Raw genomic sequence first — 24,485 nt, forward strand, 5'->3', positions numbered from 1 at the left:
ATACCCCTTCCCGTTAGTATTTCATCTGCCAGTCCAGTTTATAACGGTATAACCAGTCAAAACTTTTAGGGGCAAACAGCGGAATGAAAATAGCCATCATCCAGTCCCGGATTTTAGCCTGCCAGGGACGGAGTATATTTTTAGACCGGCTCCTTCTTCTGCCTTCTGCTACAATCTTCTCCACCCTGGGTTTGCGATCGGCTTCGAACTTCCGGAAGGCGGCAGCATAAGAACCAACGCCGGCATCGCGTAGTAACATGCCGAGATACATGGCGTCTTCCAGGGCCATAGAGGCGCCCTGACCAGCACTGGGACTTACCGCATGGGCGGCGTCGCCGATCAGTAACACCCGGCCTTTATGCCAGGAGGAGAGGGAAGCAATGTCAGACACATTCACCTTCAGCACCTTTTCGGTATGGGCAATCAGCGCGGGAATAGGGGCATGATAATTTTTATAACGGTCCTGCATCAACGTTTTCACTTCTTCTACCGTGGTGGAGTCCAGCTCTTCTTTGGTAAAAGGCACGTCAGACGGCAAATTGGACCACCACATGGCCATACCGTTGCCAGCGGCGCAGTAGCCAATGAAACCATCGTTGCCAAAAGTAAAATTGAGGCTGTTGATTTCCTGCGCAGTCATTTCCGGGAGAGCAGACAGCGGAGCAAAGCCACCGTAGTTTTTCATGCAGGTAAAAGCCGGCGTAGGAGCTTCGGGGAAAAGCAGCTGCCGGGTAGCGGAATGAACGCCGTCAGCACCTATCAGCACATCCCCGGTAGTGCGTGTGCCGTCGGTGAATACAGCGGTAACGTTGTCTTCCGCCTGCCGGATATCGCAAAGTCTTTTGTGGTAATGCACGGTGAGGCCCTGGTCTTTCAGCTCCTGCAGCAGGATGTCATACAATGCAGCACGGGAAAGGCTTACACCTGGTTGACCGTATTTCTCAACAGAACCATTGGGTAAGCTGACGATGACTTTGCCTTTGCCGTTACGCATACAAACTTCCTCAGACACCGCCCCCGCGGCAGCAACCTTTTCCGCCAGTCCCAGCGCATCCAGTACGTTCATGCCGTTAGGCGCGATGTTAAAACCTGCGCCAATGGTTGCTTTATAGCCGTATGCCTCGTAAATACTGCAGGATATGCCTGCCTTGTTCAGGAACAACGCCAGTGCCAGACCACTGATACCGCCACCGGCGATCACTACATGAAAAGATGTTGGGAGCTGTGTCATAAAACAGGATTATTCCTCAAAATTGTAACACAGCGCCCGGGGAATCAACCATCACTAGGTAAACGGAGGGCTGGTTCCGGTGAAAGCCCGTTTTTTACCGGTTATTAGTTGGCTTCCGCTACTTTTTTAATATCGGTCAGAATGGAAGACCAGCCACCGGCATCCACCGCTTCTTTATACCTCCGGTCGCCTTCCGCCACGGTGGAATAGTCGCCCTGTGTCACCACCAGCAACGTTTTCCCGTCCTGGGCAGTCAGCTGATAGGTTACTTTCAGGTAGTTGTCAGAGGTATCGTCGATATTGGAATTGGGATCGATGGTGGTATAAATCAGCCGTTCGTTGGGAATGATCTCCTCGATGGTCCCTTTTACGGCGATCAGCTCCTTGCCTTCGTATTCCGTTTTCCAGAGCAGCTCGCTGCCCTGCTTCCAGTCGGATACCGTCTCGCAGTTGAACATATACTGCCTGGTTTTGGCAGGATTGATCAGGGTATCCCATACCACTGCTGCGGGTGCGTTGATGGTGATGTCATTTCTCACAATGAGTGCGTTGCCCATACGATAGTTGTTTTATAGGTAGATAAATATTTTGCCTTTGTGATTCGGCACAAAAGTAAAAGAAAGGTGATTCGGCAGATTGCGCATTACGGATTATTTCTAACCGAAAACGGAGTGAAGCCGAATTTCTTTTTAAAGGCATTATTGAAATGCTGCGGGGTGGCGTAGCCCAGTTCAGCCGCTATTTCGGCGGCGGTTTTACCGGTATCGCGCAGGTATTGATGCGCCAGGTGCAGCCGCTGGTCGGTCAGGTAGCCGAAAACAGTATTATTAAATTTCTCTTTAAAGCCCCGTTTTAATTTGTATTCGTTGAGCCCCACCGTACGGGCAATCTCTGTCAGGCTGGGCGGAGAGTCCAGTCTTGTGTTGAGCAGGTCGCGTACAGCGATGATTTTTTCGGTGTCCTGTTTGTTTTTCAGGTAGATGTTTTGACGCTGGTCGGCCGCCGTGCAGGATTCGGCAGATAACACCAGCAGTTCCAGGCTTTTGGACAGCAGGAAGAGCCGCTGGAAATCGCCGGCGTATTTGCTGTAGCGGATCTGGGCGATGACCTGTTCCATCTGGGAATCCAGGGCGCCCCAGGTGTCCGTGAAGATCACCGGCTGGCCAGCCATTACTTTTTCTGCAAAACGTTTGAGATGATCGCTGGCATGTTGGGTAAAACTCAGGAATTTCTCCCGTGGGAACTGTACCCCGAAAATTTCCAGTTCGAGGGTTTTGTTCTCCACCACCATATCAAAGGGACGGGAATACATGAAGTTATGGTGCCCGCCGATCAGGTCGTAGGTCTTTCCCAGTTGTTGATAGGTAAAAAGGTAGTCGCCCCGCAGGCCGAAATGCAGCCTTACCACGTCATTGTCGCTGTGTGCCGGATAGGAGAAAAGTTCCCGGAACGATGATAAACCGTGCCCGATGAGGATATCGTCGCACATCCAGCGCGTCATGGTGGTATTGCCATTAGGGTAGGTGATAACTTGTTTGTCTTCCATAGTCCACATTGCGGCTTCGCCACAGTGTATAAAGGTACGCACATTTCGTACGTAAAAGCAGGAAGAAAATCAGCCCGGGAGGGAGTACCGTAACAGGTGTAAAGCGGCGCAGACACAGACATTTCGTACGTAAAAGCAGGAAGAAAATCAGGCTGGGAGGGGGTACCGTAACAGGTGTAAAGCGGCGCAGGCACAGACATTTCGTACGTAAAAGCAGGAAGAAAATCAGGCCGGGAGGGGTACCGTAACAGGTGTAAAGCGGCGCAGGCACGAAACATCGTTCGGGCCATGGGAAGTCCCGTGGTCGCGGCACGCGATGCACAAGGCTGCTTTGCGTGAAGTAATTTTTTACGGGCCTAGATGGGCCATGGATTCTGGTACACAGAATTATTGAGCTTCAGCTCACGGGCGGAAAGTGACAGTTGTATCTGCAGGGGCTGATCGTTGGCGGCGTTGAACTGTTCGGTGTAGCCTACGCAATAGGCGTCGGTAAACCGTAGTTCTTTGAGCCGGGACATGGAATCGCGGCGGAAGAAGGTAATGCTGCCGTTTTTGGTCTGGGTATTGGAAATCATCCAGTCAAAAAGATGGGTTTCGCCAGCGGATTCTATTTTCAGATTGATACTACCTCCTTTGGGGCGGGCTGCAGGCTTTCCATTGTGATCAGTGTGCTGGCTGAAGGTAAAATCGCACTCCAGTACGTTTAACTCTTCGCCATCGATGTTGAGAACTGCTTTAAAAGACATAACTAATCGGTTAACAAGTCTGCTGCAAAACAGGCAGACAGGGAAAAAATATGGTATACACACTGAAAATACAGATTTATCTGTATATGGCGTGCATTCCCCCTTTAAATTTTCGGGATTTCCCGGGAATTGTTTTTCCCGTCAGATCAGGTCAAAGGCCTGTGCAAAACTGGTCAGGTCGTACCCTGACTGGGCGCCGATCTTGCTCTTAATGTTCCGGCGATGGGTGACGGCTGTTTTTTCCGAAATATGTACTTTTTCCGCTATTTCGCTGGCACTGAGGCCCAGGGCCATCAGCCGCAGGATCTCTTTCTCCCTTTTGGTCAGCGCGGCAAAGATGTGCTGGTTGCGGCGCAGAAAATTGTTTTCCTCCAGCAGCCGGTTCACCTTACTGGTCACGTGATGCAGCGGATCGATCGGAATGGCGCAGGTGATCACATGCGTAGGCACCCCAAAGGCATTCCGCATAAACACCCGGGTAGTGCCCAGATGCCAGGACCAGTCCAGATGACGGGCCAGCCTCACCTGCTGAAAGAAGGTGACGCTGGCATCTTTTTCCGCCGGTGCGGTAAGCATAGCGGTGATTTTAGGCAGATAGTCTGCCACGTCGTGCGGATTAAAGTAAGTGTCATAGTAACGGAGACCCATTGCTTTCAGGTCATCCATAGAAACGTCCAGCTGTTGCCGCCCGTTCTCAGACATATATTCTACATAATCCCTCTCCACGTTCATCACGATAAATACGGCCGGCAGTTCGCGCTCTATGGCCTGAAGGGCCTGCAGCTTTTCTTCAAGACTGGCAGCCTCGGATAATACGGTATACGTACTCATGTCCATGTCCCTGCTATATAGTGTATAGGATAAACCGTAAAATGTCGTAGGTTTTAATGCTCTCTGATAACAAATGTATGTAAAAAACGGATAAGGGTCCCCTTCTTGTAGAAGATGACCCTTTTTTGGGGGTAAAAATATGATGATCTGTTGGAACAGTATTAGCCTTGTGTGACAGTTAGCAGATAGCAGTGAATATCTGCGTAGAACAAAGGTAAGTGATGGAAAGGATTGTTAAAATACCTAGTAGTGAGTATTTTTACAGCCTGCCAGCTTGTTTTAGCAGCACCTCCCATGAAAAAAACAATCGTTTGTTTCGACAGTTCCGTCCTCCACAAGTCGCGTCTGGACAACGTTTCCAAAGAACTCTTGTGGAATGCGGCACAGATTCACATGGTCAAACAGGGTGACCATGTATTGCAGGCAGGACAGACCTGTCAGCATATCTGGCTCGTGGAAAAAGGTGCCTGCCGGGCATTCTACGATCATCATCACCGGGAGGTAAACACCGCCTTTTTCTTCGAAAACAGTTTTGTCACTAATATGAAAAGCCTGCGGAACAATGAACCCTCTGCTTATCATCTGGCCACCACAGAGCGTTCTGTCCTCCTCCGCTGGCATAAAGACACACTCGCCGCACTGTATGAACAATCTCCGGCCATCACCGCCTTCGGCCGCGAACGCCTGGAATTGCTGGCCATCGCAGGAGAGGCACACGCCGACTGGCTGAAAACCCACAGCCCGGAAGAACGCTACCAGTACCTGTTAACCCACCAGCCTGAACTGATACAACGTGTATCTCTTACACAACTTAGCTCCTACATCGGCATTTCCCGCGAAACACTCAGCCGCATCCGCCGCCGCGTTTTGTGACGTTTGACGCAACCGGCGCCGCTGCACCAGTGGTACCTTTGTTGCATAAAACAGTCACGATATGCATCTCACCGAACAAAAAGACCTGATTGTCCGCTTCATCAGTGAAGCGTGGAACAACGGCAACACCAGTCTGCTCGATACTTTCCTGCATCCGGCATTTAAAGACTATTCGCTCCCCGCAGGCATGCCGCCGGACGCCACCGGCCTGAAACAATGGATAGACCAGGTACACCAGTCGTTTGAACCGCTGACGGTCATTGAGGAACACCTCGCCGAACCCGGTCGCTGCATGGTCCGCATCTCCATGCACCTGAAACATACCGGCTTATGGCGAGGTATTCCTGCAACGGGCAAAACAGCCGTCACCAGCGGATTCCGCTCCTTCGCCATCAAAGACGGACAGATCATCGAACACCGCGCGATAGTAGATGGCAATACAGTGGAACGTCAACTGAACGAAGCGGCCCAGTTGACGGGCTGCCAGCCTAAAGCAGCGGACAAGCGGTAATCCGGAGGTGATACCGCTAATTGAATGTTATACCCACCGCAACCTGTTTGTGCGCAATAGCTTTTCCTGCCGCACAAACAGGCTGCGCTGCCGGGAGGCGCCCCTACCATGAACATGTGGAATACAAAATGCAACCGGTCCTTCGTAGCTGGCAAACGTAACACGGCCGCTACCAGTTGTAAAAATGATTTTTATTTCAACAAGCCGGTAATACTTTATTATCTTTTAGTTATACTTTGATAATCTTTTCCAATAATATATCCCGACAAATTCCCACGACAGCCCTAGTTAAAATCAGCGATTATCCTTATTATTACATACCAGCATCCGGCTTTACGTTTTATTACAGGAACAATAAAAAAATGATGCTTTTTTATCCCTGGTGATGCTACAGGCAGAAAATCAAGACATTCCACGTTCACCAAAATATGGTACATGAAAAGCAAACTACTACGCGAGATCACCCCGCTGACGCAAAGCGATTGTTTCACCCTTTTCTCCCGGGAAAAAACAGTTTTTGACTTTCCCCTGCACTATCATGAAGAATTTGAACTCAACTTCATTCAGCACGCCACCGGCGCCCGGCGCATTATTGGCGACCACATCGAAGATATTGAAGACCTGGAACTGGTGCTGGTAGGCCCCAACCTGCAGCACGGGTGGTTCACCCACAAGCATAAAGGCAGCGTGATCAAGGAAATCACCATTCAGTTTCACCGCGACCTGTTCGATGAAAAATTCCTGCAACGCAATCAGATGAGTTTTATTAAAAACATGTTCGAACGATCGCTCCGCGGGATTCTTTTTTCTACAGAAACCACCCGGCAGATTATGCCCCGGCTGGTACACCTGCCACAAAAACAAGGCTTCGATTCCGTGCTGGAACTTATGTCTATCCTGCACGACCTGTCTACCAGCCGGAATATGCGCATCCTTTCAGACGCCACTTTCCGCAACCTGGAAACATTTTCATATAACAGCCGTCGCGTGGAAAAGGTCATGCATTACCTCAATAATAACTTTGACAAGAATATCTCGCTGCACGAGGCCGCGAAGCTGGCAGCTATGACAGACGTGGCTTTCAGCCGTTTTTTCAAAGCAAGGATCGGGAAAACGTTTGTGGATACACTGATAGAAATAAGGCTGGGGCATGCCTCCCGGATGCTGATAGAAACCACGCATACCGTTAATGAAATAGCTTACAAATGCGGGTTTAATAACATTTCCAATTTCAACCGCATCTTCAAAAAGAAAAAAGACTGTACGCCCAAAGCGTTCCGGATGGCTTATACCGCCTCCGGAACACGAACTTTCGTATAATGTAACTGCAACGGGGGTACGTAATAGTATTACGCGCTGATGGCCAACTGTTTGTCTACCACAGCCAACAGCTCGTCCGCAGAAAATCGGCGTTCAAGGTTTACATCTGCAAAGCTGTAGGTAATTTCAAACGAAGGCGTAACCAGATAAACTGCCGGAACAGGCACATCAGCGTTTACACCGGCAACACGGCCCCAGATGGGATCGGACTCCTTGTAAATACCAGCCTTGCGGGCGATGCGGTGCTGCACGTCCCGCACCACGTCAAAAGGCAGCGGTTGACGGTTGAATTGAGAGAAGTGCTTTTTCCCTTCGCTGGACAGTACCAGCAAACGCGCTCCGGCTGCTTCTATGGCAGCATGTTTGGCTATCAGTTCAGCCATCAGCGCATCTCCGTAGCCATTCCAGTTAACTGAATAAAAAGCTACTACCAGCGGCTGCGCTGTCAGCAAATGCAACGAAGTACCACCGGCCCCCGCTTTGAGCAAAGGCCCCTCATTGATCACATTCTCTTCTTCCAGGTAAAAGTCTGAAAAAAACTGACCGGCTGTTAACGGACGAATACGCTCCCTGTTCCTTACCGGGCTGGGAAACTGATCGGCTATCGGGGCTGGCAGGTAATCTGCGTAACGGTGTAAGGTAGACATGTTCGCTCTTTTTTTAATGGCTGATAAAATATTCCGTTGCAGGGGTTTTATCATGCTGGTTTTATAATGATACAAAGATAGGGAAAAAACTTATTATCCTATTAAATCTATAGACTAAATATGTTTAAAAACATAATTAATTCATTTTTAGAGAATTATAAGATATGGTTTAGTGATCTTTACCACCGCCTGCGAACAATATGCCCAAAGGTTTTGAACCGGACGCCATCGATTACCTCATGAAACCCATCCCGTTCGAACGTTTCCTCAAAGCCGCCAACCGCGCCCGGGAAGTATTTTCCCCGCCGATATCCCACTCCGCGGCAGAAAAAGACATCTATCTCAAAACCGGAGAAAAATTGATACGGGTACTGCTGGAAGACATTATCTTTATAGAGGCGATGGAAAACTACGTGTACATCCATACCACCCACGGACGATACCTGACCCGTTCCACCCTGAAAGCGGTGGCTGGAAATGTAACCGGTCCGGAATTTGTTCAAACCCACAAATCGTATATCATCAATACCCGGAAAATTACCAGCATCGAAGGCAATATCATCATTATGGGACAAGCCTCCGTACCGGTTTCCAGGGGATTAAAAGACAGCGTGATGAATACCATTTTAAAGGATAAATTGCTGAAGAAATAAATCAGACATATGCTGCTGAAACACCGTCTCTCTTTCGCACAGATTTTCACCTTCACCTGGAAGGTAGACCTGATGTTGCTGCTTTGTTGCACCATTGTTTTTTTTGTGGACAAATACTGGCTTTCTGCCCATATAGCCATCCCGGTGGCCGTATCGGCCGTATTGGGTACTGCCATCGCCTTTTTTATCGGCTTCAATAACAACCAGGCCTACGACCGCTGGTGGGAGGCCCGCATGATCTGGGGGGCGCTCGTCAACGACTCCCGCTCCTGGGCCAGAAGTCTGCTCCACTACACACAGACCGACGGTGACCAGGAACAACAGACCTTCGTCCGCCACATGATCTACCGCCACCTCTCCTTCGTATATGCCCTGAAAACCAACCTCCGGAAACTCCCCGACGACTACTACACCCGCTACCTTACCAAAGAAGAAATCGACTACGTTCAGCAACATCAGAATATTCCCAACGCCCTGCTCAACCTCCAGTCGGCCGACCTCCAGCAACTCCGGAAGACCGGCGTGGTAGACGGCTTCGCCTTCCTTGAGCTCAACGATATGCTGGTCAAACATTGCGACGAAATGGGCAAGTCGGAACGCATCAAAAATACCGTCTTCCCACCCAGCTACGTCTATTTCACCCGCCTGTTCATCTGGTTCTACGTGATCTTGAATACCCTGATGATGACCGAATCCATCGGCGCCTGGTCCATCCTCTTCGGATGGGTGTTTGGCTTCGTGTTCCATGTCACCCACCTCAACGGCATTACCCTGATGAACCCCTTCGAATACCACCCCCTGGGCATCCCGCTCGACAGCATCGCCCGCACCATCGAAATCAACCTGATAGAACTAATGGGCGAAGAACCGGTGCCCCAACCCGTCAAACCCAAGGCAGACGGGCTATATATTATGTAAAAATGACGAGTGACACGCCGGACCTGCATACCGGGTCACAACCCCGGAAATCATTATTCATAACAGGTAATTCCGTATTTTTACCGCATGACTTATGATCAATTATGTAATCTATATGCCCAGTCCATCACACTAAAGATACTCCGGGCACGTAGCGCGCCAATGATGTTGTCATTTTTTCACCAAACATTCAAGGAGAAAAACCATACCACCATTCCCAATGTGGAACTGGTCACCCGTCTGTCCGATTACCTCGTGGCTACCGGCTACCGCGCCACAGATGACGAAATAGACGCCACCGGCCTACTCGACAATGAAGACGAACGAGCCCGGAAATATGTGGAACAATGGAGCAATAAAGGCTTCCTCCGGAAGTATCCCGACGACGACGGCAACGACATCCATGAACTCAGCAGCGACATGGAAAAAGTGATGCACTGGGTATCCACCCTCCAGAAAAGGGAATTTGTGGGCACTGAAAGCCGCTTTAAAGACATCTTTTCCAAACTGAAGGAACTGGTGGACCAAAGCAACAAAGACCCTAAACAACGCATCCAGGAACTGGAAAAAAAGAAATTCGAAATAGAACAGGAGATCAAAAGCATCACCATCACCGGAAGAGTCCAGGTGTTCGACGACACCCAGATCAAAGAAAGGTGCTACGATGTAAACCGCATGTCGAGAGAACTCCTCAGCGATTTCAAGGAGGTGGAACAGAATTTCGAACAGATCACCCAGGAGATATACCGTAAACAAAGCGAACGCGATATCGCTAAAGGCGCCCTCCTGGCCTATACCCTCGACTCTTTCGAAGCCCTCCGCCAGAAAGACCAGGGCAAAAGCTTCTACTCCTTCTGGCAGTTCCTCATGGACGAAACCAAACAGGAAGAAATGCGGGCGCTCATCGAAAAACTCTATAACCTGCTCGAAGAACGGAACATCGACTACAAAAACGACCGCTTCCTCAAAAAACTCAAACAGTTCCTCCACGCCTCCGGCAAAAAAGTGATCGACGCCAACAAAAAACTGAGCGACAAACTCAGCCGCGTCCTCAGTGAGAAAAACCTCACCGATCACCGGAAAGCCATGGAGCTTATCAACGACATCCGGCAACTCGCCTTCCAGACACTCGACAACATACCCGGAGAAGAATTTTATATCGACATGGAAAGCGACCCGGAAATAGATATGCTGGACCGCTGGGAGATGGCAGACGATAAAAAAACACACCCCGACGTGGAATTCCCCAAAGGCATCGGTGGCAACGACTTCTCCGACGCCGATATGGACGCGCTGTTCAACCACTTTAACATCGACCGCGCCCTCCTCGAAGACCGCATCAGCACCCAATTACAAAACAAAAAACAGATCAGTTTGAAGGAACTGGTAGATATCTATGGCACCGAGAAAGGACTGACAGAACTCATCACCTATTTCTCCATCGCCAGCCAGTCATCCAGCCACATCATACTGGAAACACCAGATCCGGTATCCCTGGGCAACCGCGTCATCAACATGCCGATGGTGCTGTTCACAAACGCTCAAAACTAAAACGAAACATGGCCGATAACAATATTTCTCCCTTTGCGCACGTGTTCCTCAAACTCATGCAGGGTCCCGTGTACGAAGAAGACAAAGCTTACTGGAAAGACCTGCTGGGCTGGCAGACAGAACTCAGCAAATACCTGAACCAGGTAGGACTGCAACTCATCATCAACGAAAGCGACGGTTTCGCCCGTATCCTGCAACCCGAAGCAGACGATACCTCCGGCGACAAACCCCTGCCGCGCCTGATGCGTAAAACCAGGCTCACCTACGAAGCCACCCTGCTCTGCATCGTGCTCCGCGAAGCCCTCGATGAATTTGACATCAAAGGCAACGGCACCCGGCTGTTCATGACACAAAAGGAAATCAAGGAAAGGCTCGCCCTCTTCTTCAAAGAGCGGAACAACAAATCCAAACTGCTCAAAGACCTGAACAAACCCATCAACAGCCTGCTGAACATCGGTATCCTCAAAGCTACCCGCGAAGACGCAGCCAATAAAGAGCTGCATCAATACGAAGTAAAAAGGGTGATCAAAGCACTGGTCAACAACGAAAAACTGGAAGAAATCAAATCAAAACTAAAATTGCATGTCAACCCTGTTCAACAGTGATTCCAAAGAAAGCGGGTTCCGGTTACAATATCTTGAAATATACAACTGGGGCACGTTCCACAATAAAATATACCGTGTCAATACCAGTGGGCAAACATCCCTGCTCACCGGCGCCAACGGCAGCGGAAAAACAACACTGATCGACGCCCTGCTGACACTGCTAGTGCCAGCCGGCAAACGCTTCTATAACCAGTCGTCCGGAACGGACCAACGTAAAGACCGCGGCGAAGAATCCTATTTCTGGGGATACTACGGCAAAACCTTCTCGGAAGACTCGCTGCAGTCCAAAACAGAACAGCTCCGCCACAAGGAAAACAACCCGTACTCCGTACTGCTGGCCTATTTCTACAACGCCGCCACTATGCACCAGATCACACTGGCGCAGGTACGCTGGTATTCCGGGGAATTGAAAAGACAATTCATCGTCTCCCCCCACAAACTCAATATCAACGACCACTTTGGCGCAGGTAAATTCGATATGAAAGGCGACTGGAAAAAGAAACTCCGCCTCGAATACCCGAAAACAGAAATCACCGACAGCTTCAAAGAATACGCCGCCCTCTTCAGCAATATCTTCGGCCTGCGCAGCGAAAAAGCCCTGTCGCTCTTCAACCAGACCGTCGGCATCAAGGTACTGGGCGACCTCAATACCTTCATCCGCAGCCAGATGCTCGAAGAAACCGACGCAGAAGGCGAATTCCTGAAACTGCGCGAAAACTACGACAGCCTCCTGTCCAGCCACCGCGCCATCCAGAAAGATGAAACCCAGCTCAAAATGCTGGAACCCATCATCGCCAACAAAACCGCCTGGCAGGAACTGCAGGACCGCAACCGCGAACTCCAGATGCTGCAGGACATTCTGCCGGCATGGTTCAACAAACAGGAAAAAGATATCCTGGAAAAGGAACTGGAAGCACTGCAAAAGGAGCAGCAGAAAACCACTACCATCCTCACCGGTATCAACGAGCACCTGCAGACCATGAACCTGCGCAAAGACGAGCTGATTGCACAGAAAGCCAATAACAGCGTCGATGAACAACTGCGCTCCATCGAAAAATCCATCCATTACGAACAAAAAGCCCTCGAAGGCAAACGTAATAAGATGGAAGAGTACAACATGCTCGCCGACCGCCTGGAACTGGCCCCCAATCCGGACGAACAGCAGTTCCACGAAAACATCTCCGGCGCCGAACAACTCAAAAGCGCCCACGATAAACAACTGGAAACGCTGCAGGAAGAAATGTTCCACTACAAAAGCAGCCTCACCGCCGAAAGAGCACAGATCACACGGCTGGAAGAAGAAATCGAATCCTTCCTCAACCGCAAAAACAATATCCCCTACGAATTGGTACGCATCCGCCAGCAACTGGCAGAGATGCTGGACGTGCAGGAAGACGACCTGCCCTTCGTAGGGGAACTGATACGCGTGAAAGACACCGAAAGCCGCTGGGAAAACGCTATCGAAAAAGTACTCCACAACTTCGGCCTGCGCCTGCTGGTACCGGAAGAGTACATCATGGACATCAACAAATACATCAACTCCAACAACCTGCAAACACGCCTCGTCTACCATAAAGTGGAAGACGAAAATTATACCATGCTCAGGATGCCTACCGAAAAGGACAGCCTCCTGCAGAAAATAGAAATCAAACCCGGCACCATCTTTAAAGAATGGTTGCAAAACCAGCTGCTGGACCAGTTTGACTATACCTGCACCGATGACATGGCCGTGTTTAACAAATCCCGCAAAGCCGTTACTTCCAGCGGACTAACGCGGCAGGCTACACGCCACGAAAAAGACGACCGCCCCAACCGCTCACAACAGAACAACTACGTACTCGGCTGGAACAATAAAAACAAACTGCGGCTACTCAAGGCAGAACAGGACGAATGCGGCAGCAACATCGAAACATTGCAGCACAGCATCTCCCAGTTGGAAAACAGCCGCAAGGCCATCACCACCGTCAACACCCTGCTGAACGCTTTCCTCTCGCTCCGCAACTACAGCGAAATCAACTGGCAGACACATGCCGGCATAATCGAATCTTTTGCACGCGAAAAAGCCCAGCTGCTCAAAACCAGCGATAAATACCAGGCTATCTGCGACCAGCTCGACGAAGCCATTGCCCAGATACAGGACAAGGAGAAAGAAAAAGAAAGGGCCCTGCAGGAAAAAGGCCGTATCGATGATAAAGCCGCCGAAAAGCTGCGGCATTTTAATCAGCTGAAAGTAAATAAGCTGGACGACGTATCGCTGCAATATGTACTGGAATACCTCTCCGACCTGTCTCTCACCGAACCGGCTGAAACCACCGCTGAACTGGCGTCCTATCGTAAACGGGCAAACGACAACCTGAACGCCACCCTGCACGATGCCCTGCGCCAGTCGGCCGAAAAAGAAGCAGAAATCACCCGGCAGCTGTCCGCTTTCGTGATGCCCTCCAAAGCCATCCACGATGCCTATCCCGAATGGCTCGGCGACGTCAGCGACCTGCAGCCGCATGTCAGATACCTCGACGAATTCACGTCGCTGTATGAAAACATCAAATACCAGCGCCTCATAGAGCACAAGGAACGTTTCCGTAAATACATGGACACCAGCATGCTCAACGCTATCACCAACTACCGGGCATGGATATACGGTCAGGAAGACCTGATCCGTGAAGTAATGGACGATCTCAACGAACCGCTCCGTAACATCACCTTCAACAAAAACCCGGACACCTACCTCCAGCTGGAATGCCGCCATGTGAAAGATGTGGAGATCCGCAACTTCAAAGAGAAACTAAGCGGCGCCGTGCCAGACTCCATGAAGTACCACCTGGAGAAAGACGAAGCCTACGGCGAACAGCTCTTCGAAAACATCAAAGTACTGATCACCGAGCTGCAGCAAAATGAAGCGTGGCGCCGTAAGGTAACGGATGTGCGCAACTGGCTCGACTTCGGCGCCAAAGAATACTATGTGGCCGATAATAAAGCCTTTAAATACTACGAGGATACCGCCAGCCTTTCCGGTGGAGAGAAAGCCCAGTTTACCTACACCATCCTGGGCGCCGCCATCGCCTACCAGTTCGGTATTAACGAAGCCAACCGCCAGCACCGCAGCCTGCGCTTTATCACCGTGGACGAAGCCTTCAGCAAACTGGACCCGGAAAAGAGCCACTACCTCATGGAATATTGTGGTCAGCTCAACCTCCAGCTGCTGGTGGTAACGCCTTTGGACAAACTGAATATCGCAGAACCGTATATTCATGCCTGTCACTTTGTATCCAACAAAAACAAACGCGACTCCGTAGTGTACAACTTTACCATGGAAGAATACAGGGAAAGGAAAAAAGAGTTCGAAACCATGGAAGCGTAGTTTCCCGCAAAGGCGCAAAGCAGCAAAGCACACAAAGAATAAAATATAAGCGGGCAGAGAAAGCAAAGGAGCGGAGATCAAATTTGATCTCCGCTCCTTTGCTTTCTTATCTTAAACTTAAAAAAATCTTTGCATGCTTTGCTGCTTTGCGCCTTTGCGTGAACTTCGCGTGAGAAAATATTATATATTTATACATACATGATAAACATCAGCTTGGCAGATTGACACAGCTCCTAACTTTGTGACCATAATCGAGTATTATGCCTTCCGTTGAAATACTATCCAGGATACAGTTTGCTTTTACGATAGCATTCCATTACATCTACCCCCCGCTGAGCATCGGGCTGGGGCTGTGTTTGGTGATAATGGAGGGGTTATACCTGAAAACGGGAAAACTGTTATATAAAGAAATCACGAAGTTCTGGATCAAGATCTTCGCGCTGATATTTGGTATAGGCGTCGCTACCGGTATTGTGATGGAGTTTGAGTTTGGCACCAACTGGGCCACGTATTCGCATTATGTAGGCGACATCTTCGGAAGTGCGCTGGCGGCCGAAGGAATCTTTGCGTTTGCCATGGAATCCGCCTTCCTGGGCGTGCTGCTGTTTGGATGGGACCGTGTACACAAAGCCGTACATTATTTCTCTACCATCATGGTGGCCGTCGGCTCTGCCTTGTCTGCCTTATGGATCGTGATTGCCAATTCCTGGCAGCAAACACCGGCGGGTTACCGCATAGAAGGACATGATCTTGGCGCCAGGGCCGTGGTGACCGACTTCTGGGAAATGGTCAATAACCCTTCCAGCATGGACCGTTATGCCCACGTGATCATCGGCGCTTTCCTCGCAGGGGCTTTCCTGGTGATGAGCGTAGGTGCATGGTATATCCTGAAAAAACGTTTTGTGGAGCACGCGCAGGCCATGTTTAAAGTCGGCCTGGCAGTAGCTGTGATCGCTGCGCTGGCACAGCTTTTCACGGGGCACCGTTCCGCACACTATGTCAGCAAATACCAGCCGGCCAAACTGGCCGCTATGGAAGGCCATTATGATAGCCTGGCAGTGGCAGACATGTACATCATCGGCTGGGTCAATAACAAAGAGCAGAAAACCACTGGTATCAAAATTCCGGGGGGGCTGTCTTTCCTTACGCATGGCAGCTTCCATGCGCCGGTAGAGGGCTTACGCGCCACGCCGCCACGGGACAGGCCCGGCGCGGTCAACTTCATCTTCCAGACCTATCATATTATGATCTCCATCGGGATGACTTTGATTGGCCTCACCCTGCTGGCTTTGATATTGCTATGGAGAAAAAAACTGTTTCAGCAACGATGGCTGATGATCATCTTCGCATGGGCGGTGTTACTGCCGCAGATTGCTAACCAGGTAGGCTGGTATGCCGCGGAAGTGGGCCGGCAGCCCTGGGTAGTATATAAACTGTTGCGCACGTCCGACGCCCTTTCCAAAAAAGTAACGGCAGACCAGGTGATGTTTTCGCTGGTATTATTTACGCTGGTATATATGTTGCTCTTTGCGTTGTTCCTCTACCTGTTGAACCGTAAAATACAACATGGACCGGACATAGCAGGCAGCAAACACGACGACGATCACGATCAGTACTATCCCAATAATATGGCAAATCTTCCTTCTTAAAATACAGTTGCATGGAAACAATTCTCGGACTGGACCTTCCCACCTGGTGGTTTTTAGTGATCGGCGGACTGATCACGGGTTACGGCGTGCTCGACGGCTTTGATCTCGGGGCCGGCTCGTTACACCTGTTTTTTAACAAGGAAGAAAGCCGGCGGCTGGTGCTCAATGCAATCGGACCTGTATGGGACGGCAACGAAGTATGGCTGGTGATTGCCGGCGGCGCATTGTTTGCTGGTTTTCCACTGGTATACGGCGTCATTTTCTCCACTTTCTATATTCCTTTCATGCTGTTCCTGGTAGCGCTCATTTTCAGGGCCATCTCCATAGAATTCCGCAGTAAGGAGCCGTGGCCGTGGTGGCGCAAAATGTGGGACATCTCTTATACCGTGTCCAGCACGGCTATCACACTATTGCTGGGATTGGTGCTGGGCAATCTTATCCACGGGCTGCCCATTAATAAAGAACATGAATTTACCGGCAACCTGTGGACGTTCTTTAATCCTTATGCGATCCTGATCGCTTTCACCACCCTGTCACTGTTTATGCTGCACGGCGCCATTTACCTGGTGATGAAAACAGAAAACCGCCTCTACGCCAAACTCACCATCATGGTGAATAACTGCAGTAAATTTTTCATCCTGTGCTTCATTCTAACGTCAATGGCTACACTGATATACATTCCGCACATGACGCATCAGTTTAAAAATCATCCGCAGTTGTTTCTGCTGCCGATGGTGGCCGTGTTTATCCTGCTGAACATCAAGCGGAACATCGATGCCCGGAAGTACTTTACCGCTTTCTTCTATTCCTGTATTATCACCTCCTGCCTGCTGATCCTGTTTGCCGTAGGATTGTATCCCAACATCGTCCTGTCTACCACCGACCCGGCATACAGCATCAGCATTTACCAGGCAGCCTCCTCCAATAAATCGTTAAGGATCATGTTGCTGATAGCAGCGGTTGGAACACCGCTGGTGATCGCCTACAGCACTTTTGTTTTCTGGACTTTCCGCGGCAAGGTGAAACTGACCGATATGAGTTATTAACAAAGATGAATCAGCAATATCCATGGCCATCATGGGGTCAAAAAAAGGCCCCCGCAAGAAATTGCAGGGGCTTACCATTTAACCTATATTCTGTACTGTAGCATCGTGTTTGTATATCTCCGGAAATTCATACAACTCTCGAAATCAACTACTTAACTATTTTCCAGAGATTTCGTCCGTATTAAAGACAGTTTAATCACCCCAAAGTTTAATGGAGCACAAAAAAAAAATAAAAAATAATTTTCAGCGACCGAAATTAGAGGTCTCAACCTGGCAATTTCATGAACCGTATCGACAGGCTAACAGCCATCCTGATCCAGTTACAGGGCAAAAAAATAGTAAAGGCCGCCGAAATATCCGAGCGGTTCAATATCAGTCTGCGTACTGTATATCGCGATGTTAAAGCCTTACAGGAGGCCGGTGTGCCTATCGGGGCCGAAGCCGGCACCGGCTACTATATTGTGGACGGTTACCACCTGCCGCCCGTGATGTTCTCCAAAGAGGAGGCGGGCGCGCTGTTGACAGGAGGGAAGCTCATGGAGCAGTTCAGCGACCACTCCAGCAGGAAACAGTTCGGCTTCGCCATGGAGAAAATCAGGTCGGTGCTGCGCGGATCTGAAAAAGACTTCCTGGAATCCCTCGATGACAACATCGTGGTACAGCGGAGCTACGGGCCGGTGGAAGAGAATAATTTCCCTAACCGGTTCCTGTCTGAACTGCAACATGCACTGGGCCACCAACAGGTAGTCAACATGGAGTACTTTTCCTTCCAGGAAGAAGTAGCCACCCGGCGGGAAGCAGAGCCCATCGGTATCTTCCATGATGGCAACAACTGGCACCTGATCGCCTGGTGCCGCCTCCGGCAGGGCTACCGCGACTTTCGGGTAGACCGTATCCGCAAACTCAGTCTGACATCTACCTATTATAAAAAAGATAAACGTATCTCCCTGCAGGAATACCTGGAGCAACGCCGCAGTTCCGCCCCTGAGAAAACGCTGCTGGTGAAGATATCGGTCAATAAAGACCTCCGCCGCTACATGCGCAACCAGCTCTACTACTTCGGCCTGATGGACGAAGTGACCAGGGACGAACAGGTGGAGCTGACTTTCCTTACTTCCGGCGTGCATTACCTCGGCCGTTACCTCATGATGTACGGTAATGGCGTCACCGTACTGGAGCCACAGGCCCTCAAAGACACCATGCGGGAGCTGGTCACCGAACTCAAAGACCACTATCTCCTGTAGTCGTTTAAACCAGAAAATGACTACATAAATAAATTTATAATTTCTCCTGACATAGGGTTGTCACACCCCGTGCTTTGCTTTGTATTGTAATTAAAAATGAACAATATGAAAGCGCAACGCAACTGCTATGTATATGTGTACAACGGCTATTCCGACTGGGAGCCGGCTCTGGCTATCTTTGGACTGAACAACTTTACCGACATATGGGTAGTGCCGTTTTCACTGGACGGTCAGCCGGTTACCTCCGGCGGTAATGTAAGCGTACAGCCGCAACAAAGCCTGGAACAGGCCATAGCAGCTGACATTGACCTGCTGATCATCCCCGGCGGCACCACCATTGCCAGCAGCAGCGAACACGAGGCCCTGCTGCCACTGCTCCGCAAACAGCTGGAAAGCGGACGGCTGCTGGCCGCCATCTGCGACGCCACCGCTTTCCTCGGCAACCACGGCCTGCTGGACCACGTGCCCCACACCGGCAACGACGCACAGGTATTGCAAATGATGGCCCCCGCCTATAAAGGCGCCGCCCATTACGTGAACCAGCCAGCTGTCACCGGCGGTAACCTGATCACCGCCGCCGGTACCGCCATGGTGCCTTTTACCAAAGAGATCTATACCGCCCTCGGGCTGCTCGATAAAAAAGAGCTGGCTTTCTGGTTCGGCTTCTTCGATGCCGCCGGTTCCACGCTGAAATTCAGCCATGTGCCGCCACTCCCTTTCTTTTTCCGCAGCTACGAAGTGAATATGGCCGGCATGCTGCCGCTGGTACGTACCGCCACGCTGGAAATGTACCGGCAGGCCATCGGCGCAGGACTGGAAGTATCCGGCCCGGTACAATGGCACTATCATCAGTTCGACGGCAACCCCGAAACCATCTTCCGCCTGGATATCGGCCTGCCGGTGACAGCCACCGCCCCGGTACCGGCGCCCTACAAATGTGAAACCCTGCCCGCCTTCGATTGTATCAGCAACACCCATGAAGGCGGATGGGACAAACTGGGCGATACCTACGGTAAACTGATAGGCGCCATGCAGGCACTGGGCATTCAGATGAGCGGTTATAACCGGGAGCAATATTTCCAATATGACTTCAATCAGCCCGATCAAAATATCACCAATGTGCAGATCGGTGTTATAAAACCTTGATAACATGAAATACAGGAATGCCCTTGGCTGGGCACTGTTATTACTGACAGGATTTAAACTTGATTATACACTCAACCTAACGGATATGACTAAACTGGACCTCACCAAAGCTTTCAAAAGCTATTATTCAGCCACAACCAAGCCACAGCTGGCTGTCATCGAAAAGGGATTGTTCCTGACCATCAACGGTCAGGGCGATCCCAACGGGGAATCTTTTGCCGAAAATACCGGCGCACTCTATACCGTGGCCTATGGTATCAAAGCCCAATGCAAAAAGGCCGGCGACGATTTCACCATCAGCAAACTGGAAGGCTTCTGGTGGGTGAAAGACACCTCCGTAGATCCGTTATTGGTACCCCGCAGCGAATGGATGTATGAGCTGGCTATTCGTATGCCCGATCACGTTACCCGGCAACAGTTGTCTGCCGCGGTACTCTCTGCTGAGAAAAAGAAGCAGTCGCTCCTGTTCAGAAACGTGGACCTTAAAACGATGGAAGAGGGGAAATCCGTGCAGATGATGCACATCGGGCCGTTCAGTGAAGAACCTGCGTCACTGCAGCAGATGGACGCGTTCATGCACGAGCATGGCTTGCAGATGAATGGCAGGCATCATGAAATATACCTGTCTGATTTCAGGAAAACAGCGCCGGAGCGGCTCAAGACCATTCTGCGGCATCCTGTAAAATAAGTGGGGAGCAATATCAGTCTGACAGACCCAGTTGCTGAATGGCCTGCTGCGCGGCGATCTGGCTGGCGTCTTTTTTATTGAAGGCTTTACCGGTGCAAATCAGTTCACCGTCTACTACAGCGCCTACAGTAAAAATGCGCCGGCCGTTGTCCATTTGTTCATCGAGCAGTTCAAACTCGAGGACTTTACCGTTTTTATTGGCCCAGCCGTACAGTTTGTTCTTGTGGTTCATTTCCACGCTTTCCAGCATGTCCATATCAATGTACGGCATGAGGATACGTTTGTGAACAAACTGCTGGGTTTTATTATAGCCGCGGTCGAGGTATACCGCACCGACCAATGCTTCGAGGGTATTACCGAAGATCTGGCTGATCTTCAGGAAGCTATTGTACTTGTCGTAGATGGTGAGTTTACGCAGCCCCATTTTGATAGCGATATCATTGAGTTGCTGACGGTTCACGATTTTAGAGCGCATCTCCGTGAGATATCCTTCTGTTTTGTAAGGATATTTTTTAAAGAGATAGTCGCCCACAATGGCTCCCAGGATGGCATCGCCAAGGTATTCCAGCCGCTCATTGCTTTCGAGGAACTTCTCTTTGCTCGAGCGGTGGCTAAGGGCTATCTCATACAGGGCAAAGTTACCCGGCGGGAATCCCAACAGGCTGGTAAGCTCTTTGTACAAGTGCCGCTTCTTGGATACGAGTCGATATAAAAATCCTGGCAGTAATTTCACACCATCAAAAGATCAAGGAACAAATTTTTTGAAAATAACAGAAGCATTATGACCTCCAAAACCAAAGGTATTGGATAATGCGGCTCTCACTTCTCTGTGTTGTGCGGTGTTAAAGGTAAAATTTAATTTCGGGTCTAGCTGAGGATCGTCAGTAAAATGGTTAATCGTGGGTGGTACGACACCATTGATGATAGACATGATGCTGGCGATGGATTCAATGGCGCCGGCAGCACCGAGCAGGTGACCAGTCATGGATTTGGTGGAGCTGATGTTGAGGTCATAAGCATGTTCACCAAACACTTTCTGAATAGCCTTTACTTCCGCGATATCACCAAGTGGGGTAGAAGTACCGTGTACATTGATATAATCAATATCAGTTGCCTGTAAACCGGAATCCGCCAATGCCTGCCGCATCACGTTCATCGCACCCAGTCCTTCCGGATGAGGGGCGGTAATATGATGAGCATCCGCAGTAGCGCCTCCGCCGGCCAGCTCTGCATAAATTTTTGCACCTCTTTCCAACGCATGGTCCAATGATTCCAGTACCAGCGCGCCAGCACCTTCTCCCATCACAAAACCATCACGGTCGAGGTCGAAAGGCCGGGAAGCCGTTTTAGGATCATCGTTTCTTTCGGACAAAGCCTTCATGGCGTTGAAACCGCCCACACAAGGCTCGTTGATCACATTCTCCGAACCACCGGTAACGACGAGGTCGGTTTTACCGTAACGGATGCTGTACATAGCCTCAATGATAGCATTGGTGGCGGATGCACAGGCAGATACAACAGAGAAATTAGGCCCCCTGAAGCCGTGGCGGATAGAAATAGAACCAGCAGCAATGTCAAGGATAAGCCTGGTGATCAGGAATGGGCTGAAACGAGGAGTCCCGTCTCCGGTATGAAATTCTTTCAGCTCATGGCTGAAGTTGATCATCCCACCAACACCGGTACCCCATATCACACCGGCACGATCCAGATTGATCATGTCTTTGTTGATATTGGCGTCCTGTATAGCCTGATCTGCGGATATCACCGCTGTCTGTGTAAAGGGGTCCATCTTACGGGCCTCCTTTTTATCCAGGTAGTTGGTAGGGTCGAAATTCTTCAGTTCACAAGCAAAACGGGTTTTGAACTTGGAAGCGTCAAATTGACGGATGTAATCCGCGCCGGATACACCGTTCGCCAATCCGTGCCAAAATTCAGCTACGGAATTGCCGAGCGGTGTAAGAGCGCCTAAACCTGTAACGACAACTCGTCTTGGTTGCATTAAAACAATTCTGATTAGTAGGATTATTTTACATGTTCTTCCAGGTAAGCAACTGCCTGGCCAACAGTAGTAATAGTTTCAGCTTGTTCGTCAGGAATGGAGATGTTGAATTCTTTTTCGAATTCCATAATCAGTTCTACCGTATCCAAAGAGTCAGCGCCTAAGTCGTTGGTGAAGGAGGCTTCAGGAGTTACCTCGGCTTCGTCAACGCCCAATTTGTCAATGATGATCTTTTTAACTCTTGATGCAATGTCTGACATAATTTTAAGTGTTTTTGGTTTAAAACTTGACTGCAAAAATATAATTTTTATTGAATTGCCAACAGATAGCCCGAATTTTAACCCCCTGCCACTTCGGACAATCCCGCCAAACCCAATACAGTAAACATATTCTGCACTTTGTTAATTAAAGATTTTCTGTCATACCCCCCTTTTGGAAGCCTCATATCCCCCCTTTTTACCCCCCTCATATACCCATTCGGGTATGCCACCTCCTCCGGGAAAAAATGCTAACGGCCACCTCCTGAAATGGCCAAATATTCAATTACGCCCACAGTCAGCCCATTTTAATGTCCATTTAACCCGCTTTTTCACCACTTATCTAACGCCTTAACGCTATTTAACAGTCGCACCATACATACACAATCGCCATTTATTAAATTTGTCCGGCTTATGGGAAGCCACCACTATCAGGTTATTCGGTTATTTAAACATTTGACCATTTCATCGGTTCTTCAATAACCAAATTTCTAGTTAATCAAATAGCCCATGGGGGCTCCTTCGGTCATTTATCACTAAAAGCGAATCGCAAAAAGGCTCATTAACATGCCCAACACCAAAAAAACAGTCCGCTCCATTATTATATTGGTAGCTGTCGGTATCGTGCTCTTCCTGGCTTATAAAAAAATAACCGGTAAAAAGGAAGCCGCTGCCGCCTCCAATGGCGCCGCCGCTAAAGGCGCCAGCGCCAGACAGCCACTGACGGACGCCTGGATTGTAAAAACTTCCACCCTCGACCAGGCCATTGAAGCAAGCGGAACGCTACAAAGCAACGAAGAAGTGGAGGTAAAGCCGGAAATCAACGGCCGCATCACACACCTCTATTTTAAAGAAGGCACCAACGTGAAAAAAGGGGACCTCCTCGTAAAACTGTACGATGAAGACCTCCGCGCCCAACTGCAAAAACTCAAATTACAGCAGCAACTGGCCCAAACCACCCTTGAACGCCAGGAAAACCTGCTCAAAATAAACGGTATCAGCCGCCAGGACGTAGACGTAACCCGCAACCAGGTCAGCGCTTTCGGGGCGGATATCGAATACACCCAGACCCAGCTGCAGAAAACCGAGCTCCGCGCTCCGTTCAGCGGCAAACTGGGCCTCCGCAATGTCAGCGAAGGCGCCATCGTCTCTTCCGCTACCATTATCACCACCCTGCAACAGATAGATCCGCTTAAAATGGACTTCGCCGTGGCGGAAAAATACCGTAATGTCATCAAAAACGGTGACCAGGTCAATTTCCTCGTGGCCGGCGATAATAACGAATACAAAGGCAGCATCTACGCCATCGACCCGAAAATTGACCTGACCACCCGCACCGTCAAACTCAGGGCCATTATCCCCAACAACCACGGCGTCCTTTTCCCGGGCTCCTTCGCCAAAGTGAAAATTACCCTGCGCAACCTGCCGGAAGCCCTTATGATACCTTCCCAGGCAGTCATCCCCGGTACCCGTGATAAAAAAGTCATTGTGGCCGATAGCGGCAAAGCCAAATTCGTAGTCGTGGAAACAGGCATTCGCACGGAAAGCAGCGTACAAATCACCAGCGGCCTGAAACCGGGAGATACCGTAGTCACCACCGGCATCCTCCAGCTGAAACCAGGTATGCCATTGAAATTCAATAAAATACAATAATAGCAATGAC

23 protein-coding genes are annotated in these 24,485 nt (G+C 49.9%); 14 read left to right on the forward strand and 9 right to left on the reverse strand.

The window, feature by feature from the left end:
• Window positions 1-13: 13 nt before the first annotated feature.
• The 5 genes from B5D63_RS13165 to B5D63_RS13185 all read right to left on the reverse strand — a co-directional run bounded on the left by B5D63_RS13165 (window position 14) and on the right by B5D63_RS13185 (window position 4,360).
• Window positions 14-1,231 (reverse strand): FAD-dependent oxidoreductase, encoded by a 1,218-nt coding sequence (locus B5D63_RS13165; protein WP_078669249.1) that lies wholly within the window; start codon window positions 1,229-1,231, stop codon window positions 14-16.
• 104 nt (window positions 1,232-1,335) lie between these two features.
• The gene (locus B5D63_RS13170; RefSeq protein ID WP_078669250.1) at window positions 1,336-1,788 is read right to left on the reverse strand and encodes an SRPBCC family protein; all 453 of its coding nucleotides are present in this window, start codon (window positions 1,786-1,788) and stop codon (window positions 1,336-1,338) included.
• Window positions 1,789-1,874: 86 nt separating this feature from the next.
• Window positions 1,875-2,777 (reverse strand): helix-turn-helix domain-containing protein, encoded by a 903-nt coding sequence (locus B5D63_RS13175; protein ID WP_159456008.1) that lies wholly within the window; start codon window positions 2,775-2,777, stop codon window positions 1,875-1,877.
• A gap of 356 nt (window positions 2,778-3,133) precedes the next feature.
• Complete coding sequence (gene tssD, locus B5D63_RS13180; protein WP_078669252.1) at window positions 3,134-3,523, reverse strand: type VI secretion system tube protein TssD; 390 nt, start codon at window positions 3,521-3,523, stop codon at window positions 3,134-3,136.
• A gap of 141 nt (window positions 3,524-3,664) precedes the next feature.
• Window positions 3,665-4,360, reverse strand: coding sequence for a helix-turn-helix transcriptional regulator (locus B5D63_RS13185; protein ID WP_078669253.1), 696 nt, complete (start codon window positions 4,358-4,360; stop codon window positions 3,665-3,667).
• Window positions 4,361-4,648: 288 nt separating this feature from the next.
• On the opposite strand from B5D63_RS13185, the gene B5D63_RS13190 reads away from it, so the two are divergent.
• From B5D63_RS13190 to B5D63_RS13200, 3 genes are all read left to right on the forward strand, one after another.
• Complete coding sequence (locus B5D63_RS13190; RefSeq protein ID WP_078669254.1) at window positions 4,649-5,227, forward strand: Crp/Fnr family transcriptional regulator; 579 nt, start codon at window positions 4,649-4,651, stop codon at window positions 5,225-5,227.
• Between the two features lie 61 nt (window positions 5,228-5,288).
• The gene (locus tag B5D63_RS13195; protein ID WP_078669255.1) at window positions 5,289-5,738 is read left to right on the forward strand and encodes an ester cyclase; all 450 of its coding nucleotides are present in this window, start codon (window positions 5,289-5,291) and stop codon (window positions 5,736-5,738) included.
• A gap of 435 nt (window positions 5,739-6,173) precedes the next feature.
• Window positions 6,174-7,058 (forward strand): AraC family transcriptional regulator, encoded by an 885-nt coding sequence (locus tag B5D63_RS13200; RefSeq protein ID WP_078669256.1) that lies wholly within the window; start codon window positions 6,174-6,176, stop codon window positions 7,056-7,058.
• Window positions 7,059-7,087: 29 nt separating this feature from the next.
• Here the strand turns inward: B5D63_RS13200 and B5D63_RS13205 are convergent, their stop codons facing one another.
• Complete coding sequence (locus B5D63_RS13205; RefSeq protein WP_159456009.1) at window positions 7,088-7,705, reverse strand: redoxin domain-containing protein; 618 nt, start codon at window positions 7,703-7,705, stop codon at window positions 7,088-7,090.
• Between the two features lie 200 nt (window positions 7,706-7,905).
• On the opposite strand from B5D63_RS13205, the gene B5D63_RS13210 reads away from it, so the two are divergent.
• From B5D63_RS13210 to B5D63_RS13255, 10 genes are all read left to right on the forward strand, one after another.
• Window positions 7,906-8,358 carry a LytR/AlgR family response regulator transcription factor gene (locus tag B5D63_RS13210; RefSeq protein ID WP_078669258.1) on the forward strand — a complete coding sequence of 151 codons (453 nt, stop codon included), beginning with the start codon at window positions 7,906-7,908 and terminating at the stop codon, window positions 8,356-8,358.
• Window positions 8,359-8,367: 9 nt separating this feature from the next.
• Window positions 8,368-9,276 (forward strand): bestrophin family protein, encoded by a 909-nt coding sequence (locus B5D63_RS13215; RefSeq protein WP_078669259.1) that lies wholly within the window; start codon window positions 8,368-8,370, stop codon window positions 9,274-9,276.
• A gap of 87 nt (window positions 9,277-9,363) precedes the next feature.
• Window positions 9,364-10,827 carry a DUF3375 domain-containing protein gene (locus tag B5D63_RS13220; protein WP_078669260.1) on the forward strand — a complete coding sequence of 488 codons (1,464 nt, stop codon included), beginning with the start codon at window positions 9,364-9,366 and terminating at the stop codon, window positions 10,825-10,827.
• 8 nt (window positions 10,828-10,835) lie between these two features.
• Entirely contained in the window at window positions 10,836-11,432 is a 597-nt protein-coding gene (locus B5D63_RS13225; RefSeq protein WP_078669261.1) for a DUF4194 domain-containing protein, read from the forward strand.
• Window positions 11,410-14,793: an ATP-binding protein gene (locus tag B5D63_RS13230; RefSeq protein ID WP_078669262.1), complete on the forward strand. Its 3,384-nt coding sequence runs from the start codon at window positions 11,410-11,412 to the stop codon at window positions 14,791-14,793. The genes B5D63_RS13225 and B5D63_RS13230 overlap by 23 nt, the downstream gene beginning before the upstream one ends.
• Before the next feature lie 260 nt (window positions 14,794-15,053).
• Window positions 15,054-16,442 carry a cytochrome ubiquinol oxidase subunit I gene (locus tag B5D63_RS13235; protein ID WP_078669263.1) on the forward strand — a complete coding sequence of 463 codons (1,389 nt, stop codon included), beginning with the start codon at window positions 15,054-15,056 and terminating at the stop codon, window positions 16,440-16,442.
• An 11-nt stretch (window positions 16,443-16,453) separates the two neighbouring features.
• Entirely contained in the window at window positions 16,454-17,488 is a 1,035-nt protein-coding gene (gene cydB / locus B5D63_RS13240; RefSeq protein WP_078669264.1) for a cytochrome d ubiquinol oxidase subunit II, read from the forward strand.
• Window positions 17,489-17,769: 281 nt separating this feature from the next.
• Entirely contained in the window at window positions 17,770-18,732 is a 963-nt protein-coding gene (locus B5D63_RS13245) for a helix-turn-helix transcriptional regulator (protein WP_078669265.1), read from the forward strand.
• Window positions 18,733-18,837: 105 nt separating this feature from the next.
• On the forward strand, window positions 18,838-19,878 hold the full coding sequence (locus B5D63_RS13250; protein WP_159456010.1) for a DJ-1/PfpI family protein: 1,041 nt from the start codon (window positions 18,838-18,840) through the stop codon (window positions 19,876-19,878).
• Between the two features lie 4 nt (window positions 19,879-19,882).
• A complete protein-coding gene (locus B5D63_RS13255; protein WP_235021530.1) occupies window positions 19,883-20,566 on the forward strand; it encodes a GyrI-like domain-containing protein in 684 nt (227 codons plus the stop codon).
• Window positions 20,567-20,579: 13 nt separating this feature from the next.
• Here B5D63_RS13255 and rnc read toward each other — a convergent pair whose 3' ends face one another.
• From rnc to B5D63_RS13270, 3 genes are all read right to left on the reverse strand, one after another.
• Window positions 20,580-21,248: a ribonuclease III gene (gene rnc / locus B5D63_RS13260; protein ID WP_235021531.1), complete on the reverse strand. Its 669-nt coding sequence runs from the start codon at window positions 21,246-21,248 to the stop codon at window positions 20,580-20,582.
• A gap of 63 nt (window positions 21,249-21,311) precedes the next feature.
• On the reverse strand, window positions 21,312-22,565 hold the full coding sequence (gene fabF / locus B5D63_RS13265) for a beta-ketoacyl-ACP synthase II (protein ID WP_078669268.1): 1,254 nt from the start codon (window positions 22,563-22,565) through the stop codon (window positions 21,312-21,314).
• 23 nt (window positions 22,566-22,588) lie between these two features.
• Window positions 22,589-22,825: an acyl carrier protein gene (locus tag B5D63_RS13270; protein WP_012788038.1), complete on the reverse strand. Its 237-nt coding sequence runs from the start codon at window positions 22,823-22,825 to the stop codon at window positions 22,589-22,591.
• A 564-nt stretch (window positions 22,826-23,389) separates the two neighbouring features.
• Here B5D63_RS13270 and B5D63_RS13275 point away from each other — a divergent pair.
• Entirely contained in the window at window positions 23,390-24,475 is a 1,086-nt protein-coding gene (locus B5D63_RS13275) for an efflux RND transporter periplasmic adaptor subunit (RefSeq protein WP_078669269.1), read from the forward strand.
• Window positions 24,476-24,485 lie beyond the last annotated feature (10 nt).

It is taken from the genome of Chitinophaga eiseniae, assembly GCF_900167135.1.
Taxonomy (GTDB): Bacteria; Bacteroidota; Bacteroidia; order Chitinophagales; family Chitinophagaceae; genus Chitinophaga; species Chitinophaga eiseniae.

Excerpts from the sequence above, each read along its gene's own strand:
- B5D63_RS13275 (WP_078669269.1), top strand. The coding sequence starts at position 23,390 with ATGCCCAACACCAAAAAAACAGTCCGCTCCATTATTATATTGGTAGCT.
- B5D63_RS13235 (WP_078669263.1), top strand. The coding sequence starts at position 15,054 with ATGCCTTCCGTTGAAATACTATCCAGGATACAGTTTGCTTTTACGATA.
- B5D63_RS13205 (WP_159456009.1), bottom strand. The coding sequence starts at position 7,705 with ATGTCTACCTTACACCGTTACGCAGATTACCTGCCAGCCCCGATAGCC.
- B5D63_RS13270 (WP_012788038.1), bottom strand. The coding sequence starts at position 22,825 with ATGTCAGACATTGCATCAAGAGTTAAAAAGATCATCATTGACAAATTG.
- B5D63_RS13220 (WP_078669260.1), top strand. The coding sequence starts at position 9,364 with ATGACTTATGATCAATTATGTAATCTATATGCCCAGTCCATCACACTA.
- B5D63_RS13210 (WP_078669258.1), top strand. The coding sequence starts at position 7,906 with ATGCCCAAAGGTTTTGAACCGGACGCCATCGATTACCTCATGAAACCC.
- B5D63_RS13225 (WP_078669261.1), top strand. The coding sequence starts at position 10,836 with ATGGCCGATAACAATATTTCTCCCTTTGCGCACGTGTTCCTCAAACTC.
- B5D63_RS13165 (WP_078669249.1), bottom strand. The coding sequence starts at position 1,231 with ATGACACAGCTCCCAACATCTTTTCATGTAGTGATCGCCGGTGGCGGT.
- B5D63_RS13185 (WP_078669253.1), bottom strand. The coding sequence starts at position 4,360 with ATGGACATGAGTACGTATACCGTATTATCCGAGGCTGCCAGTCTTGAA.
- B5D63_RS13245 (WP_078669265.1), top strand. The coding sequence starts at position 17,770 with ATGAACCGTATCGACAGGCTAACAGCCATCCTGATCCAGTTACAGGGC.
- B5D63_RS13195 (WP_078669255.1), top strand. The coding sequence starts at position 5,289 with ATGCATCTCACCGAACAAAAAGACCTGATTGTCCGCTTCATCAGTGAA.
- tssD (WP_078669252.1), bottom strand. The coding sequence starts at position 3,523 with ATGTCTTTTAAAGCAGTTCTCAACATCGATGGCGAAGAGTTAAACGTA.
- B5D63_RS13250 (WP_159456010.1), top strand. The coding sequence starts at position 18,838 with ATGAAAGCGCAACGCAACTGCTATGTATATGTGTACAACGGCTATTCC.
- B5D63_RS13170 (WP_078669250.1), bottom strand. The coding sequence starts at position 1,788 with ATGGGCAACGCACTCATTGTGAGAAATGACATCACCATCAACGCACCC.
- B5D63_RS13255 (WP_235021530.1), top strand. The coding sequence starts at position 19,883 with ATGAAATACAGGAATGCCCTTGGCTGGGCACTGTTATTACTGACAGGA.
- B5D63_RS13230 (WP_078669262.1), top strand. The coding sequence starts at position 11,410 with ATGTCAACCCTGTTCAACAGTGATTCCAAAGAAAGCGGGTTCCGGTTA.
- B5D63_RS13175 (WP_159456008.1), bottom strand. The coding sequence starts at position 2,777 with ATGGAAGACAAACAAGTTATCACCTACCCTAATGGCAATACCACCATG.
- cydB (WP_078669264.1), top strand. The coding sequence starts at position 16,454 with ATGGAAACAATTCTCGGACTGGACCTTCCCACCTGGTGGTTTTTAGTG.
- B5D63_RS13215 (WP_078669259.1), top strand. The coding sequence starts at position 8,368 with ATGCTGCTGAAACACCGTCTCTCTTTCGCACAGATTTTCACCTTCACC.
- B5D63_RS13200 (WP_078669256.1), top strand. The coding sequence starts at position 6,174 with ATGAAAAGCAAACTACTACGCGAGATCACCCCGCTGACGCAAAGCGAT.
- fabF (WP_078669268.1), bottom strand. The coding sequence starts at position 22,565 with ATGCAACCAAGACGAGTTGTCGTTACAGGTTTAGGCGCTCTTACACCG.
- B5D63_RS13190 (WP_078669254.1), top strand. The coding sequence starts at position 4,649 with ATGAAAAAAACAATCGTTTGTTTCGACAGTTCCGTCCTCCACAAGTCG.